Raw genomic sequence first — 19,098 nt, forward strand, 5'->3', positions numbered from 1 at the left:
AGCGGCCACCCGGTGGGATGATGCCCGCATTCGACCGTGAGTTATCCCATTTCCAGGCATCCGGCAGGGCTCCATGAACACCAGAACCTCCACCCGACTGAACAAATACATCAGCGAGAGCGGCATGTGCTCTCGCCGGGATGCTGACCGCTACATCGAGCAGGGTAATGTTCACATCAACGGCCGCCGGGCCCAGGTGGGCGATCAGGTGTTGCCGGGCGATGTGGTGAAGGTGAACGGCCAGGTGGTGGAACCCCGGGATGAAGAAGATCTGGTCTTTATCGCCCTGAACAAGCCGGTGGGCATCGTCAGCACCACCGACAGCGCCGAGAAAGACAATATCCAGCGCTTTGTCGGCCACAGCGAGCGGATTTTCCCCATCGGCCGGCTGGATAAAGACTCCCAGGGGCTGATTTTCCTCACCAGTAACGGCGACCTGGTGAACAAGATCCTGCGGGCCGGTAATAACCACGAGAAAGAATACCTGGTGACGGTGGATAAGCCGGTCACCCGGGAATTCGTCGAGGGCATGAGTAACGGCGTGCCAATCCTGGGCACCATGACCAAGCGCTGCAAGGTCGAGAAGGTTTCCCGGTTTGTGTTCCGCATCATCCTGGTACAGGGCCTGAACCGCCAGATCCGCCGCATGGCCGAGCATTTTGGCTACGAGGTCACTCGGCTGGAGCGGGTGCGGATCATGAACGTCAGCCTGCAGGGGCTGCCGGTTGGGGCCTGGCGGGATCTCACTGAACAGGAACTGGCGGTGCTGTTCGACGCCATCCGGGATTCGTCGTCGGAGGCCTCGCAGCCGGCCGGTAACAAGCCCCGTAAAAAGCCTGCCGCAGCGAAGGGTGGCCGCCCGGGTCCTGGTGGTAAGCCGGCCAGGGCCGGAGCAAAGCCTGGCGGAAAAGCCCCCGCAGGCAAAGGCCGCAAAGGCCCCGGCAGCGGGCCCGGAAAGCGCCCGGGCGGCAAGCCCGGTAACGGTCCGAAAGCGGGTGGACGCGGCTCCGGCCCGAAGGGCAAACCGTCGAAACCCGGAAAGCCCCGCAAACCATCCATCAAGAAGCGCTGAACACCCATCATAGGTTCTCTTCCTTACGGCAGAACCGGCAAACCGGCGCTATGCTTACCGGCTTTAAACCTGTGCCGGATTTGCCTCAATGCTTGAAACGTTTTTCTCGACCTACCTCAGCAGCACCATTCGCTTCCTGTTCCTGCTGGCGCCGTTTTTCGTGGTCACCATGTTCCTGGCGCTTACCCGGGGGTTACCGGCAGCCGAGAAGGCGTCGATCATCCGCCGGGCCTGTGTGTCGGCGTTTATTCTGGGGGTGATCCTGTTCTTTGCCGGCCCGCTGCTGTTCAATGCCATCGGCATTACCCTGAACTCGTTCCGCATCGGGGCCGGCAGCCTGCTGTTCCTCACCGCTATCAGCCTGGTGAACAGCGGCACCCGCAACCACGCCACCGGCCTGCCGGACGAAGATCGCGATGACATCGCCGTGGTGCCCCTGGCCATTCCGGTGATGATCGGCCCGGCAACGATTGGTGCCATCCTGGTTTACGGGGCGGAACTCAAGGCCGTGCCGGAAGTGGCGGGCGGTTTGCTGGGGCTGGTGTCCGGCTTGCTGATCCTGGCGGTATTGCTGAGGTTGTCCAGCTACCTGGAAAAAGCCCTGGGCAAGACCGGCCTGAACATCATGTCGAAGATCAGCGGCCTGATTCTCTCGGCCATGGCGGCGGAAATTGTTCTGACCGGTATTGCCGGGTTTATGGCCTCAGTCGCCTGAGGGTAAGGCCGGAAACCGGTATTTTTCCTGCAGTTGCTGTGGGATTTCGGGGTTTTGCTCAAGAAAATCGGCCAGTGCGTTGATGATGTCCGGGTGCCGGGCAGATGACAGATGGTAGCTGCTGAGGCTGACCGGCAGCAGGTGGGCCGCGGTTTCAAAGCGCCCTGTCGCGTCCAGGTTGCGGAAATGGTACTCCGCCACCGGCGCCGCCAGGTTGATCACTTCTACCCGACCGGCCAGCGCCATCAGCACCAGGTTTTCCGGCGATGACGCGGTAATCAGTTCAACATTGCCCTGGTCGATCCGGTCCTGGAATTTCCACGGGGTAAAGCCGTGTATGGTGCCGTAGTCGGCCATCTGCTCCCGGGTGATGCCGGCGTTTTCCCGCAACACGTACAGGCCATCGGCAAAGTGCAGCAGCGGCGGCGAATAGCTCAGCTCCATGCCCAGTTTTTCGGATTTGTTCCAGTTGGGGTGATCGGGCAGGGCGAAGTCATACAGGCCCCGGGTGTACTCCCAGATCATCCGGCGCACCGGCCGCACCGTGTACTCGAAGCGGATACCCTCGGCCGCAGCAAAGGCATCCATCAGGTCCCGCAGGTAACCGGAATACTCGTTACTGGCTAAATCAGCCTTGTAGATGGGATAGTAATCGATATCCTGAACCACCGCGCTGTAGGTGGGGATTGGCTGGCTGTCCGGCTCGGCTGCGCTAACCGGACACTGGATGAGCCAGCCGGCAAAGCTGGCCAGAAGCGCCAGCCGGATTGAATGAAAAACCTGCAATTGAAACGTCTCCCGGATATGTCAGGACAGGAATGACTGCTAATACTATCGACCACAATCGGGCCCGGTACAACTTTGAGGGTATCGAATCGGTATGGCTGTTTGGCTATGGCTCGCTGATTTACAAGGTGGATTTCCCGTTTCTGGAACAACGCCCGGCTACTATTCGCGGTTGGGCGCGGCGGTTCTGGCAGGGTTCCCACGACCATCGGGGCACACCGGAAGCACCGGGGCGGGTGGTCACCCTGATTGAGCAGCCCGGAGCACGATGCAAAGGCATGGCCTACCGGGTATCGCCCAATGTGTTCGAGTACCTGGATGTGCGGGAAAAGAACGGCTACCTGCGCTTCAGTACCACCATGACCTTCGACGACGGCAGCCACGCCGAGGGGCTGGTGTACATCGCCACGGAGGATAACGAGGCGTTTCTGGGCGAGGCCCCGGAAGCGGATATCGCCGCCCAGATTGCCGCTGCCGCCGGGCCCAGTGGCCCGAATTCCGAGTATCTGCTGCGGCTGGCGGAGTCTTTGCGGGCATTGGGCGACGACTGTGTGCATACCTTTGCGATAGAAACGCACCTGCTTGGCAGCGAACCTGTCGCGGTTAAGGACCGTTAAACGTCAACCGGTGTAAAGCTTGTGCAAATTCGCCCTTCGGGCGCTGACAACACCCTTCTGTTCGGTAATCTGACGGCAAGGCTTCACGGAAAGTTTCCGTATAGCATGGTTTCAGTCGGTCAACAGATGGGAGAGTCATCATGAAACGACTACTGATCAGCAGTACCCTGATTGTCGCCCTGGGCTTTGCCGGCCTGGCACAGGCAGACGGCTACCGTGGCCACGGCCACCCGCCGGGCATCCAGAAACAGCTGGAACGGGGTAAGGCGCTGCCACCGGGGCATCAGAAGAAGTACCTGCGCTCGGAATGGCGGGACCGCGATCATCGCGGCGACCGGCACTACAGCCGGGACCATGATCGAAAATACTGGGAAAAGCGGCAAAAAGCGCGCTACAAACAGGAAAAGTACCGCGAAAAGCAGCTCCGGAAATACCGGGAAAAATACCGGGACCGCCACGATCACTACCGGTATCGTGACGATCACCGGAACGGATACCGCACCAGCTACGGCTACGACGACCGTCTGGCGCCGGAGCATCGGGTAGCGCGGATTATCCGCGATACCCAGGCGATCATTGAGCAGACCCGCTGAACCCGGGTTCCAGCTCTTTCTGCAGTGTTTCCCGGCTGGCGGGGTTAAAGCCCCGGGCTGGTGAACGCCGTCTCCGGTGCCGCAGGCCGATCAGTACCAGCGGCACCACGATCATCATGCTGCCGGCCAGGAACCACAGGTCCGGCACCTCGCCAAACCAGATCCAGCCAATGGCCACCGCCCAGATCAGCCCGGTGTATTCGGCGCTGGTGACCTGGTTGGCATCCACCTGCCGGTAGGCCAGCAACACGGTGATGTTGTAACCCAGGATGAACAGGGCCGAGCCGGCGGCGCTGACCAGGATCTGCAGGTTCCACGTTGCCCCTTCCCAGAATGCCAGTGCGGCTGCGGCCGGTATGATCAGCAGGTAGTTCAGGAACAGCTTGTGCACGGTGGTTTGTTCTTTCGGCAGCTGGCGCACCATGACGGCGTTGATGGCCAGGGCAAAGGCCGAGCCCAGGGCAGCGATGACGGCCCAGTTGAACTCCACCGGGCGCAGTATCACGATGATGCCGGCAAAGCCGCTGAACACGGCGGTGACGCTCAGGGGCGTGAGTTTTTCCCGGAAGAATACGGCCGACAGCACCATCACCAGTATCGGCGCGGCGTAGAACAGGGCGTTGGCGGTAGCCAGCGGCAGGTTGGTGAGGGCGATCACCATGCATACGATGCCGACCAGGTGGATGTGGGCGCGGATGGCGTGGACTTTCAGGCCGCCGAAGAGGTTGCCTGTGTCGAGTTTGCGGGCCAGCGGCAGCAGGAACACCAGGGTGAGTACGCAGCGCAGGAAGGCGAACTGGAAGACGGGGGCGCCGGGGTCCATCAGTTTGATGAAGACGTCCGAGAGTATGGCCATGGCGTTGCCGATGACCAGCAGCAGAATGGCGCTGTTGACGGTTTTGCCTGACACTTTGGTGTTTCCTTCCTTTATCCAGCCTTCATAGTTTGGTGGCAGGATCAGTCCGGGTTGTCCCTCCGAAAACCGCTGCGAGTACATCCATGTACGCTTGTCTCCGCCCCTCTGCGCTTATTGCTCCTGCGTCGCGCAGAGGGTCCTGGGCAGGCCATCCCTGGCCAGCCCGTGAAGTGCTTTCGCCCTTCACCCATGGCTACGAACATTTTCGGAGGGACAACCCGGACTGATCCGCGAAATTCTGTGGTGAGTCTAATGAAGTGCTACTATCCGATAAAATGATCATTATTGAACAGTCATTAGAAAAATAGATAGCTGGCGTCAATGAGACTACCCCCACTGAAAGCCCTCCCCGTATTCGAAGCCGTCGCCCGGCTGAACAGCTTTTCGGCTGCCGCCGAGGAACTGGCGATCACCCAGAGTGCAGTCAGTCACCAGGTCAAACAGCTGGAGACTTATCTGGGCGAACGGCTGTTCTGGCGCTCCGGTCGCGCGGTGACGCTGACCGACGAAGGCCGGCAGTATTTTGATGCGGTCGGGTCGGCGCTGTTGCAGATTGAACGGGCCAGTGAGCAGTTACTGGGGCATGAGGAGTCCCGGTTGCGGTTGTCGGTGTTCAGTTCGTTTGCGGTGCGCTGGCTGGTGCCGCGGTTGCCGGATTTGCAGCGGTTGCACCCGCAGATCGACCTGGCTCTGGAGATGAGCAGCGAGAACCCGGTGTTGTCGGATCGGGTGGCGGATTGTTTTATCACCATCCACACCACGGCGCCGGCCTACAGCTATGAGCATTTGTACACGGAGCGGTTGTTTCCGGTGTGCAGCCAGGATTACTGGCAGCGCATCCGGCGGGAGCTGGGGCGTGACGCAGAGCCGGAGGGGCGGGATGAGAGTCCGGTGTCGCCGGAGGATATCGCGCGCTTTCCGTTGTTATCGACCCACAGCATCTTCGACAAACCCGCCGGTGACTGGCAGGCGTGGTTTCGGGATGTGGAGCAGCCGTTGCCGTCTGCTGCCCGTGTTCAGCATTTCAGCCACATGCTGCTGGCGCTGGAAGCTGCGCGGTTCCATCAGGGAATCGCCCTGACCAACGACTATATGCTGAGTACCCGGAAGGATTCCGAAGACTTCGTTCGTTTACCGACCCATTCGGTGGTGACCGGCGATAAGTTCTACTTTGCCTGGAAAACCAGCCGCCGGCGGGAACGTGGGATTCAGACGTTACGCCGGTGGTTGGTTGACGAGGCAATTCGGGGTGGGCTTCGGGGGGAGTGATCCTCCTAGCCTGCTGCTTCGGTGCTTTGAACAGGGCGGGCGAGCCTTTCCAGAAAGCGCTCTAGCCTTCCATGGGCGCTTATGTTCCGCCATCCATGGCTCCACAAATTTCTGGAAAGGCTCGCCCGCCCTGTTCAGCTATGCCTTGTGCAGTTCGCGTGGTTGCGCCGGGATTTATGTGGAGGGTTGCAGAAAGCATGGGGAGAACCTTGGCGGGCAGGCCTCCCAAAAATGTGCGGAGCCATGGATGGCGGAGCAGAAGCGCCACATGGATGTGCCGAAGGAGCGGTTTTTGGGAGGCCTGCCCGCCAAGGTTTGACCTCCACCTAAAACAAGTAATCCTACTCCGAAGACCGCTCGACAACTTTACGCTTACCGGTAGCCGCTTTAGCCAGTGCTTTCAGGCCATCAGCATCAAACGCATCTACGCGGATCACGTCGTACAGGGCCGTCAGGGCTTCTTCCAGCTTCGGGCACTCGTCGGCTGTTACGATACCCTGGGCACAGGCCCAGTCCACCAGCTCCTTGCGCTGATGCCCCATCAACAGGGCGATACCGTCCAGCTCGTCTTCGTCGCGGCTGCGGATGGCTTCGTGCAGGCGCTGGCGCATGTCGGCGGTTTCGTTGGCCAGCTTGTAGGCGTTCAGAACGCGCCCCAGAGGATCGTCCGGATCCATGTTGATGAAGGTACCCCGGCTGATGCGCTGGCGTACCGGCGTGTCTTTCACAATGGTCGCCGCCACCTTCGCGCCGAGTTTGTCATCCGGGCCGTTCAGGCCGGTGGCGCCGAGCGGGAACACCAGCAACCGTAGCGGCCAGCGCAGGGCCGGGACCGGGAAGTTGATGATGGCTTCGCGCATGGAGTTCTGCAGGTCGTGCAGGCAGGTTTGCAGGCACCATTCCACCAGGTCTCGCTGATCGTCCGGGTAGCCTTCTTCGTGCCATTGCTTGATCACCGCCGTGGCGTAGTACAGCTGCACCAGGCAGTCGGCCATGCGGCCAGACAGGCGCTGGCGGGCTTTCAGGCCACCGCCGACGGTAAGCAGGGTGACGTCGGTCATCAGGGCGAAGGCCGCAGAGAAACGGCCCAGCTGGCGGTAGTATTTCTCGATGTCGCCGTGGCGTGGCGCGGTTTCCAGCCAGCCCTTGCTCAGGCCCAGCACGAGTGCACGCAGGGCATTGCGGGTGGTGTGGGCCAGGTGGCGGTAGAAGATGCCGTCGAATTTCTTGGCAGCCTTGTCTTCGTCTTCCATGCCGGCCGCTTCGATTTCTTCGACGATAAACGGATGGCAGCGGATGGCGCCCTGGCCGAAGATCATCAGGCTGCGGGTCAGAATATTCGCGCCTTCCACGGTAATGCCGATGGGCACGGCCTGGTAGGCCCGGGCCAGGAAGTTGCGGGGGCCGGTAATCACGCCGCGGCCGGCTACTACGTCCATGGCGTGGTTGATCACTTCCCGCATCAGGTCGGTGTTGCGGTATTTCAGCACGGCAGAGGGCACGGAAGGCCGTACGCCCCGGTCCAGCATGCCGGCGGTTAGCAGGCGGGCTGCGTCCATCATGTAGGTGTAGCCGGCAATGGGTTCCAGGGCTTCCTGCACGCCTTCAAACTGGCTGATGGAGCGGCCGAACTGTTCCCGGGTGTAGGCGTACGACCCCGTAGCCAGGCTGGCCAGTTTGCCGGCACCGGTGCCGAGGGCTGGCAGGGAGATGGAGCGGCCGATGGACAGGCATTCCAGCAGCATTTTCCAGCCCTTGCCGAGCATGTCCTGGCCGCCGATGACCTGTTCCATGGGAATAAAGACTTCATTGCCCCAGGTGGGGCCGTTCATGAATACCGTGTTCATGGGCAGGTGGCGGGCGCCGGCGTGTACGCCGTCGGTATCCCGGGGTACCAGCACACAGGTCACGCCAATGTCATCGTCGCCGCCCAGCAGTTTTTCCGGGTCATACACCTTGATGGCCAGGCCGATCAGGGTCGCCACCGGGGCCAGGGTGATGTAGCGCTTGTTCCAGGTGACCTTCAGGCCCAGTACTTCCTTGCCGTTCCATTCGCCCTTGCAGACGATGCCTTTATCCGGAATCGCGCCGGCGTCGGAGCCGGCCACCGGCGATGTGAGGGCAAAGCAGGGAATCTCTTCGCCACCGGCCAGGCGCGGCAGGTAATTCTGCTTCTGGTCGTCGGTGCCGTAGTGCATCAGCAGCTCGCCCGGGCCGAGGGAGTTGGGCACCATCACGGTGACTGCCGCCGATACGCTGCGGGTGGAGATTTTCATCACGATTTCGGAATGGGCGGTGTTGGAGAAGCCCAGGCCGCCGTCTTCCTTGGGAATGACCAGGCCGAAGAAGCCGTTTTCACGGATGAATTTCCAGGCTTTTTCGGGCAGGTCGTAGTGTTCGTGGGTGATCTGCCAGTCGTCCAGCATCTGGCACAGTTCTTCCACCGGGCCGTCGAGAAATGCCTGCTCTTCACTGGTCAGGTGCGCGGGGGCGGCGTCCAGCAGCTTGTTCCATTCCGGCTTGCCGGAGAACAGTTCGCCGTCCCAGTCTACAGAGCCGGAGGCCAGGGCTTCCTGTTCGGTGGACGACAGCTTGGGCAAGCGGCTGCGGACCCAGCCCAGCAATGGCCGGCTGAACTTGTCCAGGCGAAGGTCTCCGGGCAGGGTGATCAACAGGGCCAGTGCCAGCAGGATACCGCCAACCAGAAAGCTGAGGATGTGCCAATCGTCGTTAGCGACCCCGATCAGGGTGGTGACGGACATCACGATCGCGGCGGTTTTGCCACCGATACTGAAATAGATCAGCACCAGGGCACTGAGAACCAGAAGCAGGACACTCATCAACAGATCTCCATATCAAAATGTTTGCCCCTAACCATCGGCTATAGATCAGTCAGTTGCAAGTGAAACCACCGGCTTTCAGAGGCTGATGCCCAGCACCAGCAAGGCCAGGGTGGACAGCAGTACGGCGACGTTGGCACCGAGTACCTGATTCAGCGCGGCGGGGTTATCCAGGCACGCTGGCAGTTGCCGGCTCAGCCACAGTGCAATGGGCAGTGGCAGCAGCGCCAGCAGGCTCCAGGCTGGTATCAGGTTGAGCCAGGCGGCAGTGGCAATAAGCCCGAAGCTGCCCAACAACAGTGCTGCGACCAGCTTGCTGGCGGCGCGGGGGCCCAGGGTGATCACCAGGTGCCGGCGGCCGGCTTTGCGGTCGGCCTCGGCATCGGGGATCTGGTTGATCAGCAGCAGCTCGCTCACCAGCAGCAGGGCGACGCCGGCGCACACCAGTGCGGTGGCATCCAGACGGGCGCCCAGGGCAATCAGTGCACCCAGCACCATCACCGGGCCAAAGCCGATACCGGGGGCCAGCAGGCACAGCCAGGGGGAGCGGGTAATCCAGCGGGTGTAGGTGAGTACCAGCATTACGCCGGCGGCGCCGAGCACAAACATGGGCAGGCCGCGCAGCCATAGAAAGTACAGGCCAATGGCAATCACCAGAGCCAGGGTGCCAAGGGCGGCAAAGAGCACCCTTCTGGCCGCCGACGGAGTTTCCGGCAGGGCTCCGCTGCCGCCGGAAAACGGCGTGCAGCTGGTGGTCAGGTCGAGGCCCGAGACAAAGTCTTCGTACTCGTTCAGCAGGTTAACGGCGGCATGGGCCAGAACCGCGCCGATGAACACCAGCAGGGTATCCAGCAAGGCAGGTGGTTCACCCTGCTGCCAGGCCACGGCCAGCCCGAGCCCGACACACAGCGGTGCCAGTACCAGGAAATTGGGGCGGGAGGCGCGAACAACCGCTACTGCTTCAGACATGGAATACCGTACCTGGTAAATCGAAATCGTGCATTGAAACCCGGTTATACGTAGCCGGCGGAAAATACCAGCCCGAGCACCACCGGCATTACCACCAGGCTGCCGAGGTTGCTCAATAATACCAGCGATGCCACTTTGTGAGGTTCCTGCTTGTACTGCTCTGCCACCATGTAGTTCAGCACCGCCGGTGGCAGTGCCGCGAACACCCACAGGCTGGCTACCTGAAGGCCCGGCAGGTCGAGCATGGCAATCATCGGCCAGGCCAGCAGCAGCCCGCTGGCGGGGCAGGCGATGGCGCCGATCAGCCCCAGCTTCCAGTCGCTGAAGTCCACATCCAGCATGCGGACGCCCAGGGCAAACAGCATCAGTGGAATGCACACACCGCCAAGCATATTGAGGGTTTCCAGCAGCCAACCGGGCAGGGAAACACCGCTGAGATTCACCGCCAGGCCGGCGATGCTGGCGAACACAATGGGCAGCCGCAGCCGGCGGATGATGGAGGTGTGGGGGTCCAGCATGTACAGACCGACCGAGAAGTGCAGCAGCATTTCCACAATGAATAGCACGATGGCCGCAGGCAGCGCTGCATCCCCGAATGCCAGTACCAGAATCGGAATGCCCATGTTGCCGGAGTTGTTGAACATCATCGGTGGCAGGAAGGTTTTAAGGTTCAGCTTGAGCAGCTTTGCCACCGGATACAGAATTACGCCGGAACCCAGAACCACCACCGTGGCGGCCAGTGCCAACCAGCCGTAATCCTGCAAGGGTGCCTGCTGGTCGGCCAGTACCGCAAACACCAGCATGGGCACGAACAGCTCCATGTTGAGCACGTTCAGGCCCTGAATATCCGGTGTCCGGTAACGCCCGTACAACGCGCCGCAGCCGGCAATCAGAAATACCGGCAGCATGGTGGATAGAATCTGGCCAATCATGGAAGGGCTCCGATTATTGTTTTGGTCAACGCAGGCAATTAATCCGTTAGGTTCGCAAGTATCGGGTGGATTGGGCAAGCGAAATTCGTGGCTCTTCGACCAAAGCCGGAGCCAACCCGCCGGTTGCGGCGCCGGCACCAGGCCACCACAATAGCGTTCTCACGAAGACAGCAAGCGGAGCCCCCATGAACGGCAGCATTTTCGATCAGCCCATTGCCAGAGAACACACCTGCTCGGTCAAGTTCGATGCCCGCAAGGCAGTATTCGGCCGTGACGATGTGATACCGGCGTGGGTCGCCGATATGGACTTCCCGGCTCCGGAAGCGGTTACCCGTGCCCTGACCGAGCGGGCGCAGCATCCGGTGTATGGCTATACCCTGTTCCCGGACAGCCTTTATGAGGCCATGATCCAGTGGTTTGAGAGCCGTCATGGCTGGAGCATCCAGCGAGACTGGATTGTCATGGCGCCCGGTGTGGTGCCGTCCCTGAATGCCGCATGCCTGGCCTTTGCCCAACCGGAAGAAGGCGTGATTGTCCAGCCACCGGTGTATCCGCCGTTTTTCAGCTCGGTCAGGGATACCGGCCGGACCGTGATTGAAAATCCGCTGGTGGCAGACGAAACCGGTGACTACCGCATGAATCTGGAGCATTTGGAGCAATGCGCCGCCCGGCCGGAGGCTAAAGTGTTGCTGCTGTGTTCACCCCATAATCCGGTAGGGCGGGTCTGGCGCGAGGCGGAGCTGGTTCAGGTGCTGGACATCGCGCGCCGCCATGGCCTGGTGGTGCTGTCCGACGAGATTCACTGCGATCTTACCTATCCTGACAAGCCCGCTCATCGGGTGTTGGCGACCCTGGCCGACGGGGATGATGCGCTGATTACGGCGGTGGCGCCGAGCAAGACCTTCAATATGCCGGGTCTGGGCCTGTCGGCCCTGGTGATTCCGGATCCGGAGCGCCGCAAAGCCATGAAATCGGTGTTCGACAGGCTGCACCTGCCCCAGTGCAACCCGTTCAGCATCGCCGGGTTCGAGGCAGGCTATCGCCATGGCGGTCCCTGGCGGGATGATCTGATGGCCTATCTGCAGGGCAATCGCGATTTCCTGGTGCAGGAAGTTAACCGCCGGCTGCCGGGCATCCGCACCTCGGCGCCGGAGGGCACCTACCTGATCTGGCTAGACTGTCGGGGACTGAAGCTGGACGACACGGCCCTGAAACGCTTTTTCGTGCAGCAAGCAGGGGTCGGCCTCAATCCGGGGCTCAGTTTCGGCAGCCAGGGCAGTGGCTTCATGCGGCTGAACATCGGCTGCCCGAGGGCGGTACTGGCGCAGATCCTAGACCGTATTGAGGCGGCCCTTCAGCGGCCCGGTCAGGGCAGTTGAGATTCCAGGGCGCAGTGATCTTCAACCAGCTGCCAGCGCGGCGGCGTATTCATCCCGGGCATATCGCCGCTGGTCGGGCGGATCGCCTTCCAGATCTTGCCACCATGGCTGGCTTCGCTGCCCACGGTGTAGCTCTCTGAGAACAGCCACTGGTCGGGCTGCTCGCACAGTTCGTTGTCACTGGACGATTCCGGGGCTGGTGAATCCGGGCTTTCAGTGACCGTACCTGCCTGAGCAGATTGCCCGGTTTTTGCGTCGGACTTGTCGATCGGGGCCGGGGGAGCTGCCTCGCCGGAGCATTCCGGTGCGGAATCCAGCTGTTTCCAGTCAAAAGTAATGCCTGGCTCCAGGCCCTCGTGTAGCTCCCGGGACTGGTACCACTCGCCGTCATGGTGAACCACGGCTCCGGCCGGGTAATAGCGGGAGGGCACCCATTTGGACTCGTCCGGGTCGCAGGGGGCTGCCGCGACGTTCAGGGAAAGAGCGGCCAGCATCAGGGCAATGATGGCCGGCCAGGAATGTGCAGAGGTGGTCTGCCTAGTCATTCGGCTCTCCTTTATCCAGTGCAGTGACAGGCTGGCGGTGCAGGCGCCGGCCGGTTCGGGTCGCCAGTATCAGGCCTCCGAGTATCAGCAGTCCACCCAGCAGATGGAACAGGCTGAGGTTTTCCCTGAGGAAAACAACCGCCAGTACAGAGGCATAAACCGGCGTCAGGTACATGAAAATGGCCGCGTTGGCCGGGCCGATTTCGTGCACCGCGTGGTTCCAGAACGCGTAGGCCAGAATGCCCGGGAAGATGGCAAAGAACGCCAGCGGCAGGGCGGTGCTTCCGGACAGTTCGAAACCACCGCTGAACCACAGCAGGTCCCCGAGATAGAACGGCAGGATGACCAGGGTGCCCAGCAGAATCTGGGCGGTCAGAAAGGTCAGCGCCGGCAGGGGCACGACGTGTTTGCGCAGCAGCACCGAGAACACGCCCCAGCTGAACACCGCCGCCACCATTACCAGGTCTCCGGGCTGGGCCTGCAGGCCGGTCAGCACCGACAGATCTCCGCGGGCAATCACGCACAGAATGCCGGCCAGGGCCATGGCAATGCCCAGTATCTGAATCGGGCGGGTCCGGTCACCCAACAACAGCCAGGCCAGTAGCGCGACAAAAATCGGAATGGTGGCGTTGATCAGCGCGATGTTGGTGGCTGTCGTGGTCATGGCCGCGACATAGAGCAGGGAATTGAAAGCGGCAACGCTGAAGGTGGCCAGTGCAATCATGGACCCGAGGCGCTGACGAATGATCTGCCGGTGGTGCCAGATGCCGGGTAAGCCGAACGGCAGGATAATGGCCAGCGCCAGTACCCAGCGCCAGAACGACATAGACAAGGGCGGAATGTGTTCCACGGTGGCCCGGGCGACCACGGCATTGCCGGCCCAGAACAGCGGCGTCAGCACCAGGCCGATATAGGCCAGGCCTGGAATTTTCGACAGCATGCCGGCGTTATCTGCAGCCACGGGGAGTCCTCGGGATCAGTGCATCAAACGCCTAGCATACTACTCTCCCGGGACTTCTGCCTCCGTACCAATGTGGTAGGCGGCAAAGCCGGCCATCACCACCTGGTCTACCGCCATACCGATTACCCGGCCGTTGGAATTCGAGCGGATGGGGTATTGTTCGTTGGTGATCGGGTCGGCCACGTAGCCGAGGATTTCACCCTCGGAAATCCGGTCACCCAGATCCACATCGCTGAACAGAATGCCGCCATGCTGGGCGCGAATCCAGGTGGAGTCGTAGTAAACCGGCTGCGGATCGCCCCAGACAAACATCCGGGAAATCATGCCGTGCTTTTCCATCAGGCTGTTAAGGCTGTTTACGCCGGCTTCAATCTGGTGTTCCTGTATGCGCAGCGATTCCCCCGCTTCCAGAGTTACCGCGCGAATGCCCGCGTTAACCGCAGCCGTGCGCAGCATGCCCGGTGAACCGCTGCTGTGCACCACCGCCATGCGATCAAAGCCCCGGGTGAACTCGGCCACTTCCGGGTTGTTCATATCGGCCCGCAGCTGGGGCAGGTTGGTACGCTTGAGGGAACCGGTGTGGATATCCACCAGCATGTCGCAGTGGCCGATCACATCGGTGAACAGGGAATGGGCAATCCGGTCTGCCAGGGTGCCGTCGGGGCGGCCGGGGAAGTACCGGTTGAGGTCTCGCCGGTCTGGCAGGTAACGGCTGCCCTGCTGGAAACCGCTCAGGTTGACGATGGGAACCCCCACCACGCGGCCGCTCAGCTTGGCCGGGTCCAGGTCGTACATGGCCCGGCGCACAATTTCGATACCGTTCAGTTCGTCACCGTGAATCGCGCCGGTCAGGCACAGGGTGGGGCCGGTGTGAGCACCGTTTACCACCAGAACCGGCGTGGTCTGGGACAGCCCGGCAATCTGGATATTAGGGGACCATGCCAAGCGGGTAGAGGTTCCGGGCAAGACTTCCTTGCCCAGCAGGGTGAAGGTTTCCGAGGGTACCGGTTCGGGCCCCGCCAGTTCCGATTCCGATTCTGGCTCCGGTTCCGGCATGGGCGCCACTTTCTTCAAGTCGACGTTGGGGGCAATCTTGCGCGGCTCGGACTGAACCACATCTTCGACATTTTCATCTTCCGCGAGCTGCGCGATCAGTGGAGCCGGCATCGCCGCACCGGTCGGAGAGCTGCCGGCATTAGCACCAGCGCCCATTGGCACCAGCGCCAGCAAAAAACAGGTGAGCAGGGTGCGGTTTGCGGAGTAGTCGCGTTTGGGAAACAGCATAAGTCCTCAAGTACCTTGACCAATCGGCCCAAGCATAGGGCCCGCGGGGTGTCATGAATACCGCTGTGACGAAGCTTTAATGCCACTTTCATGATTCAGGGCCGGATATTGGCCGGCCTGTTGTGTATAACAGTGCTATCTTGCAATGATATGAACCGTTATACGCTGACCAGGGAGATAACTGTATGGACCTTTTGCGAATTCTGATTGCGATTCTGTTACCGCCGTTAGGTGTTTTTTTACAGGTAGGTATCGGCAAGCACTTCTGGATTAACATTGTGCTCACCCTGCTCGGTTATATCCCGGGTATTGTTCACGCCGTCTGGGTGATCGCCAAGAAGTAACCCGGCTGGTCAGGCCGGGTGCACGGTGTGCCAGAGCTCATCCTTCTGGAATGCCCTGTGCTCGGCCTCCAGTTTCAGCAGGTGCGCCAGGGCCGAACGGGCCGCCAGGCCATGAATGGCCGCGGGTACATCGTCATAGGCCTTGGCGGTGAGATCTTTAAGGGAAACCGGTGCCAGGGCTTCCAGCGCCCGGAAAATCTTGTGTTCCCGTGACAACCGGTGGGTGATCAGATAATCAATCACCGCCTCCGGCTGGCCCATCAGAAAGCCGTGGGCGGGGGCAATAAACCGTACCGGCTCTTCCAGCAGTTCGTACAAAGACTCCACATACGCCTTCATATCGCCGTCCGGCGGATTGATCACCACCGTTGAGCCTTGCATGATGTGGTCGCCGGCGAACAGCAACTCCTGCTCCAGCAACAGAAAACAAAGATGGTTCGAAGCGTGGCCGGGCGTGTGCAACACCTTCAGAACCCCGGCCTCGGTAACAATCAGGTCCTCATGCCCCGGTTCATCGTCCGGGGTGAACGCCGTGTCGTGGCTGGGCGCATCCGGTGCCGGCCAGCCAAACACCCGGCACCCGGTACGTTCCTTCAGCACCCGGGCCGCCGGCGAATGGTCCATATGGGTATGGGTGGTCAGCACCTGATCCACCACCCCGCCGGTCAGCTCCAGAATCCGCTCGATGTGGGCCTCGTTTATCGGCCCCGGATCGATCACCGTAAACCGCTCATGGCCCAGAATGTAGGTGTTGGTACCCGGCCCGGTCATCATGCCCGGATTCGGCGCCGTCAGCCGTACCACCCCGGCCGCCACCTCTACCGGCTCACCCGGAACAATCTCCGCCCGGGTGGACCCTTCGCCTTCCGGGTCCAGCTTCACCGCCTCGTCATAGGCCGGCGCATTGGGCTCCAGCAGCACCGGCTGGCCCTTGCGAAGTGCCGGCCACGGGTCGGTCGGAAATGCCTCCGGCGGATTGGCGTGGGCATAGCGCATCAGCTCGGCGGTGGTGCTGAAATCACACAACACCCGCAACGTGCGAATCGTCGGCAACCCCAACAACCGCTGCCCGCCCCGATGCTCCTCCAGCGCCTGCGCCGGCGAAATCCACACATGGTCAATGGTCTCGGTGCCATCATGACTGGCAACCTGACCCTCCGGCGCCACCGCCACAAAAAACCGCGTATCAAACCGCCGCGGCGGCCCCGGCGGCGTCACCCAGTGGCTCAGATACGCCAACCGGTCCAGCGGCAACGTCAGCTGATGCTTCTCACACAACTGCGCCAGCGAAACCTCCTCCCGGAACAACGCAAACCGCTCACCATGCACCGCATGACCGGAATCCACCAGCTTTCCGGAGCCATCCTGGGCCAGCAGAACACCCGCCTCCTCAAAACACTCCCGAACCGCCGCCAACATGTAATCCGCGCCGCCCTCATCCAGGCTCATGGTCTGGCTGATGTCGGCATCTTCAATCCCGATCGAATGCGCCCGCGCCTCCGGCTCCTGTTCGTTAACCGCCCCGCCGGGGAACACAAAATACCCCGGCATGAAAATGGCTTCCCAGCTGCGTTGCAGGAGCAGGGCTTCAATGCCGTTGTCAGTATCTCGGGTCAGAACCAGGGTGGCCGCAGGGCGAATGTTCATAACGTACTCTTGTTTTTGAATATCAAAAGGTGCGCGCACGGGGTCTGGGCGGGGATTGGCGGTAGGCCTTCCAAAACTGTGCGGAGCCATGGATGGCGGAGCCCAAGCGTCACATGGATGTGCCGAAGGAGCGTGTTTTGGAAGGCCTACCGCCAATCGCCGCTTACACCGCAATATCAAGCGCAGGGATACAAAGCAAGATACCCGAACAACCCACAGGATGAGAAGGGACAAAGGTAGGAGTATGATGCAGCCCCAACACCAAAGCGCAAACCAAGGAACCCCGCCGTGGCCAGAATCAAACTCGAATTCCCGGATAACGCCTTCTGCTTCGAAACAAGGATGCCGGTCAGAATCACCGACATCAACGGCGCCAACCACCTGGGTAACGACGCCCTGATCTCCATGCTCTCCGAAGCCCGCGCACAGTTCCTGGTGGAATACGGCGTTGAAGAAGGCGGCGAGGATGGCTCAGGCATCATCGTCACCGACCTGGCCACCATGTACCAGGGCGAATCCTTCTACCCGGACATGCTGCGCTTTGAAGTGGGCCTGATGGACTTCAACAAATACGGCGGCGACTTCGTATTCCGGGTGACCAAGGCCGACAGCGGCCAGCCCGTTGCCCTGGCCAAATACGGCTTTGTGTTCTTCAACTACAAAACCCGCGAAGTCACCCCCATGCCCGAGAGCTTCCGCGCCCGCTTCGCCTGAGCTGCATCAGGCCGGCCGGCGCAGCCGGTTCATACCCTGCCGGTACAGGCTATAGGCCATGGCACCGGCCAGCAGGTTGCCAATCAGCGCGCCGGTCATCAGGCCGGTCAGCCCGGATACCTGCCCGCCAATCCAAAGCAGCGGCAGGTAGCAGGCAAACAGCCTCAAGGTGGAAATCAGCAGCGCCCGCATGGGCATGCCCAGGGCGTTGTTGACCGACACCATCAGAATACACACCCCCAGCCCGCTGTAACTCAGCGGCACCCGCAACAGATAGCTCAGCAGAGTGTCCTGTACATCGGCATCCGGGCTGAACAGGGTAGATACCACGCCCGAGGCGCCCAGCCACACCAGCCCGATAAACAACTGCCAGCCCAGGATAAAGCGCACGGCAATACGCACCAGTTTGCGGATATTCTCCAGCTCACCGGCCCCGAGCATACGCCCGATCATTGGCGGCATGGACATGGTCAGCGCCAGCACCACCACAATGGAAAAAAACTCCAGCCGGGTACCCAGGCCCCAGGCTGCTACGGCAGCGGAACCAAAACTCGCTACCAGGGCGGTAGCCAGCATGGCCGAGGTGGGCGGCATCAGCTGGCTGACCATCGCCGGGGCCATGATGCCGCCAAGCTGGCGGACAGCCTGGGCCAGTTGCAGCTGGAGCAGGTCAAAGCGCAGCCAGGCCCGTTTGAGTAAGGTGGGAAACATGATCAGGGCGCCGACGCTGAATGCGGTGATGGTGGCCCAGGCGGCGCCGGGCAGACCCCAGCCGAAGACAAAGATATACAGCGGATCAAGGGCGATGTTGAGCAGGCTGGTGATGATCATCATGTAGCCGGGCAGGCGGGTGTCGCCGTTGGCCCGGCATACGGCGTAGCTGAAGTACACCATGGCGCCGGTCCAGGCCGACAGCAGCCAGGGTGCCCAGTATTCGCGAATCACCGGGCGCAGGGCCTGTTCGGCTCCGAGCAGGTCGAGGATCACGCTTTGCAGTAGCCAGACCGACAGGCATAGCGTCAGGGCGAGGCCGGCGCCAATGGCGATCACCAGGCCGCCGAGGCGCTGGGCGCGCAGGTCTTCGCCCTGGCCGAGGGTTCGGGAGATGATGGCGGTGGTGGCGATGCCCAGGCCCACGTACATGCCGCTGACCAGTTGTTGCATGGGCACGGTGAAGCCCAGGGCTGCCAGTGGGTCCCGGCCAAGTTGGCCGACGAAGAAGCTGTCGGTGAGCTGGAAGGTCATCAGGGAGAGCACGCCGAACAGCATGGGCCAGGTCATGTGGTAGAGCTGGCGGCCCAGGGAGGCGTTTTGCAGGTTTTTGTGCACGTCGAGTTGGGTGCCTTGGTTCTGAGTGTGGCGGGATTCTAACAGGTCTGGTTATCGGTGCATGTAGTCGGTTTCCGGTGCAAGCGCCCGGGCGGGGCAGGCTGTCCAAAAACCGCTCCTTGCGGCACATCCTTGTGGCGCTTCTGCTCCGCCATCCATGGCTCCGCACATTTTTGGACAGCCTGC

At 61.4% G+C, this 19,098-nt stretch carries 18 protein-coding genes; 8 read left to right on the forward strand and 10 right to left on the reverse strand.

Annotation, left to right across the window (positions count from 1 at the left end; all coding sequences use genetic code 11):
- Nucleotides 1–73 precede the first annotated feature (73 nt).
- Both rluF and H3Z84_RS02430 read left to right on the forward strand, forming a co-directional pair.
- Nucleotides 74–1,072: a 23S rRNA pseudouridine(2604) synthase RluF gene (gene rluF, locus H3Z84_RS02425; protein ID WP_199456118.1), complete on the forward strand. Its 999-nt coding sequence runs from the start codon at nt 74–76 to the stop codon at nt 1,070–1,072.
- Between the two features lie 88 nt (nt 1,073–1,160).
- Complete coding sequence (locus H3Z84_RS02430; RefSeq protein ID WP_022990652.1) at nt 1,161–1,787, forward strand: MarC family protein; 627 nt, start codon at nt 1,161–1,163, stop codon at nt 1,785–1,787.
- On the opposite strand, the gene H3Z84_RS02435 is transcribed toward H3Z84_RS02430, so the two are convergent.
- Nucleotides 1,776–2,573: a substrate-binding periplasmic protein gene (locus H3Z84_RS02435; RefSeq protein WP_199456119.1), complete on the reverse strand. Its 798-nt coding sequence runs from the start codon at nt 2,571–2,573 to the stop codon at nt 1,776–1,778. The genes H3Z84_RS02430 and H3Z84_RS02435 overlap by 12 nt on opposite strands.
- A gap of 32 nt (nt 2,574–2,605) precedes the next feature.
- On the opposite strand from H3Z84_RS02435, the gene H3Z84_RS02440 reads away from it, so the two are divergent.
- Both H3Z84_RS02440 and H3Z84_RS02445 read left to right on the forward strand, forming a co-directional pair.
- Entirely contained in the window at nt 2,606–3,190 is a 585-nt protein-coding gene (locus tag H3Z84_RS02440) for a gamma-glutamylcyclotransferase (protein ID WP_199456120.1), read from the forward strand.
- A gap of 140 nt (nt 3,191–3,330) precedes the next feature.
- On the forward strand, nt 3,331–3,783 hold the full coding sequence (locus H3Z84_RS02445) for a hypothetical protein (RefSeq protein ID WP_199456121.1): 453 nt from the start codon (nt 3,331–3,333) through the stop codon (nt 3,781–3,783).
- Here the strand turns inward: H3Z84_RS02445 and H3Z84_RS02450 are convergent.
- Complete coding sequence (locus H3Z84_RS02450) at nt 3,764–4,693, reverse strand: DMT family transporter (protein WP_199456122.1); 930 nt, start codon at nt 4,691–4,693, stop codon at nt 3,764–3,766. The genes H3Z84_RS02445 and H3Z84_RS02450 overlap by 20 nt on opposite strands.
- 327 nt (nt 4,694–5,020) lie before the next feature.
- Between H3Z84_RS02450 and H3Z84_RS02455 the strand changes: the two genes are divergently transcribed.
- Nucleotides 5,021–5,968, forward strand: a complete 948-nt coding sequence (locus tag H3Z84_RS02455; RefSeq protein ID WP_199456123.1) for a LysR substrate-binding domain-containing protein — start codon at nt 5,021–5,023, stop codon at nt 5,966–5,968.
- A 341-nt stretch (nt 5,969–6,309) separates the two neighbouring features.
- On the opposite strand, the gene H3Z84_RS02460 is transcribed toward H3Z84_RS02455, so the two are convergent.
- From H3Z84_RS02460 to H3Z84_RS02470, 3 genes are all read right to left on the reverse strand, one after another.
- Nucleotides 6,310–8,808 (reverse strand): acyl-CoA dehydrogenase, encoded by a 2,499-nt coding sequence (locus H3Z84_RS02460; protein ID WP_199456124.1) that lies wholly within the window; start codon nt 8,806–8,808, stop codon nt 6,310–6,312.
- Between the two features lie 78 nt (nt 8,809–8,886).
- Complete coding sequence (locus tag H3Z84_RS02465) at nt 8,887–9,777, reverse strand: prenyltransferase (protein ID WP_199456125.1); 891 nt, start codon at nt 9,775–9,777, stop codon at nt 8,887–8,889.
- A gap of 44 nt (nt 9,778–9,821) precedes the next feature.
- Nucleotides 9,822–10,709: an AEC family transporter gene (locus H3Z84_RS02470; protein WP_199456126.1), complete on the reverse strand. Its 888-nt coding sequence runs from the start codon at nt 10,707–10,709 to the stop codon at nt 9,822–9,824.
- A gap of 185 nt (nt 10,710–10,894) precedes the next feature.
- On the opposite strand from H3Z84_RS02470, the gene H3Z84_RS02475 reads away from it, so the two are divergent.
- Nucleotides 10,895–12,088: a MalY/PatB family protein gene (locus H3Z84_RS02475; RefSeq protein WP_199456127.1), complete on the forward strand. Its 1,194-nt coding sequence runs from the start codon at nt 10,895–10,897 to the stop codon at nt 12,086–12,088.
- Here the strand turns inward: H3Z84_RS02475 and H3Z84_RS02480 are convergent.
- The 3 genes from H3Z84_RS02480 to H3Z84_RS02490 are packed head-to-tail and all read right to left on the reverse strand — an operon-like array spanning nt 12,076 to nt 14,878.
- Complete coding sequence (locus H3Z84_RS02480; RefSeq protein ID WP_199456128.1) at nt 12,076–12,633, reverse strand: carbohydrate-binding protein; 558 nt, start codon at nt 12,631–12,633, stop codon at nt 12,076–12,078. The genes H3Z84_RS02475 and H3Z84_RS02480 overlap by 13 nt on opposite strands.
- Nucleotides 12,626–13,573 carry a DMT family transporter gene (locus H3Z84_RS02485; RefSeq protein WP_206768947.1) on the reverse strand — a complete coding sequence of 316 codons (948 nt, stop codon included), beginning with the start codon at nt 13,571–13,573 and terminating at the stop codon, nt 12,626–12,628. The genes H3Z84_RS02480 and H3Z84_RS02485 overlap by 8 nt, the downstream gene beginning before the upstream one ends.
- A gap of 60 nt (nt 13,574–13,633) precedes the next feature.
- A complete protein-coding gene (locus H3Z84_RS02490) occupies nt 13,634–14,878 on the reverse strand; it encodes a succinylglutamate desuccinylase/aspartoacylase family protein (RefSeq protein WP_022989319.1) in 1,245 nt (414 codons plus the stop codon).
- Between the two features lie 185 nt (nt 14,879–15,063).
- Between H3Z84_RS02490 and H3Z84_RS02495 the strand changes: the two genes are divergently transcribed.
- Complete coding sequence (locus tag H3Z84_RS02495) at nt 15,064–15,222, forward strand: YqaE/Pmp3 family membrane protein (RefSeq protein ID WP_022989318.1); 159 nt, start codon at nt 15,064–15,066, stop codon at nt 15,220–15,222.
- A 9-nt stretch (nt 15,223–15,231) separates the two neighbouring features.
- On the opposite strand, the gene H3Z84_RS02500 is transcribed toward H3Z84_RS02495, so the two are convergent.
- Complete coding sequence (locus tag H3Z84_RS02500; RefSeq protein WP_199456130.1) at nt 15,232–16,869, reverse strand: MBL fold metallo-hydrolase; 1,638 nt, start codon at nt 16,867–16,869, stop codon at nt 15,232–15,234.
- A 288-nt stretch (nt 16,870–17,157) separates the two neighbouring features.
- Here H3Z84_RS02500 and H3Z84_RS02505 point away from each other — a divergent pair, with 288 nt between their 5' ends.
- Complete coding sequence (locus tag H3Z84_RS02505; RefSeq protein ID WP_022989316.1) at nt 17,158–17,583, forward strand: thioesterase family protein; 426 nt, start codon at nt 17,158–17,160, stop codon at nt 17,581–17,583.
- Between the two features lie 6 nt (nt 17,584–17,589).
- Here H3Z84_RS02505 and H3Z84_RS02510 read toward each other — a convergent pair whose 3' ends face one another.
- Nucleotides 17,590–18,912 carry an MATE family efflux transporter gene (locus tag H3Z84_RS02510; RefSeq protein ID WP_323126988.1) on the reverse strand — a complete coding sequence of 441 codons (1,323 nt, stop codon included), beginning with the start codon at nt 18,910–18,912 and terminating at the stop codon, nt 17,590–17,592.
- Between the last annotated feature and the right edge of the window lie 186 nt (nt 18,913–19,098).

Source organism: Marinobacter sp. bablab_jr003, assembly GCF_016464245.1.
Lineage (GTDB): Bacteria > Pseudomonadota > Gammaproteobacteria > Pseudomonadales > Oleiphilaceae > Marinobacter > Marinobacter vinifirmus.

What these genes read in the sequence shown, in the direction of transcription:
- rluF (WP_199456118.1), top strand. Translation starts at nt 74, where the DNA reads ATGAACACCAGAACCTCCACCCGACTGAACAAATACATCAGCGAGAGC.
- H3Z84_RS02480 (WP_199456128.1), bottom strand. Translation starts at nt 12,633, where the DNA reads ATGACTAGGCAGACCACCTCTGCACATTCCTGGCCGGCCATCATTGCC.
- H3Z84_RS02470 (WP_199456126.1), bottom strand. Translation starts at nt 10,709, where the DNA reads ATGATTGGCCAGATTCTATCCACCATGCTGCCGGTATTTCTGATTGCC.
- H3Z84_RS02495 (WP_022989318.1), top strand. Translation starts at nt 15,064, where the DNA reads ATGGACCTTTTGCGAATTCTGATTGCGATTCTGTTACCGCCGTTAGGT.
- H3Z84_RS02490 (WP_022989319.1), bottom strand. Translation starts at nt 14,878, where the DNA reads ATGCTGTTTCCCAAACGCGACTACTCCGCAAACCGCACCCTGCTCACC.
- H3Z84_RS02460 (WP_199456124.1), bottom strand. Translation starts at nt 8,808, where the DNA reads ATGAGTGTCCTGCTTCTGGTTCTCAGTGCCCTGGTGCTGATCTATTTC.
- H3Z84_RS02445 (WP_199456121.1), top strand. Translation starts at nt 3,331, where the DNA reads ATGAAACGACTACTGATCAGCAGTACCCTGATTGTCGCCCTGGGCTTT.
- H3Z84_RS02475 (WP_199456127.1), top strand. Translation starts at nt 10,895, where the DNA reads ATGAACGGCAGCATTTTCGATCAGCCCATTGCCAGAGAACACACCTGC.
- H3Z84_RS02455 (WP_199456123.1), top strand. Translation starts at nt 5,021, where the DNA reads ATGAGACTACCCCCACTGAAAGCCCTCCCCGTATTCGAAGCCGTCGCC.
- H3Z84_RS02440 (WP_199456120.1), top strand. Translation starts at nt 2,606, where the DNA reads ATGACTGCTAATACTATCGACCACAATCGGGCCCGGTACAACTTTGAG.
- H3Z84_RS02485 (WP_206768947.1), bottom strand. Translation starts at nt 13,573, where the DNA reads ATGCTGTCGAAAATTCCAGGCCTGGCCTATATCGGCCTGGTGCTGACG.
- H3Z84_RS02465 (WP_199456125.1), bottom strand. Translation starts at nt 9,777, where the DNA reads ATGTCTGAAGCAGTAGCGGTTGTTCGCGCCTCCCGCCCCAATTTCCTG.
- H3Z84_RS02430 (WP_022990652.1), top strand. Translation starts at nt 1,161, where the DNA reads ATGCTTGAAACGTTTTTCTCGACCTACCTCAGCAGCACCATTCGCTTC.
- H3Z84_RS02500 (WP_199456130.1), bottom strand. Translation starts at nt 16,869, where the DNA reads ATGAACATTCGCCCTGCGGCCACCCTGGTTCTGACCCGAGATACTGAC.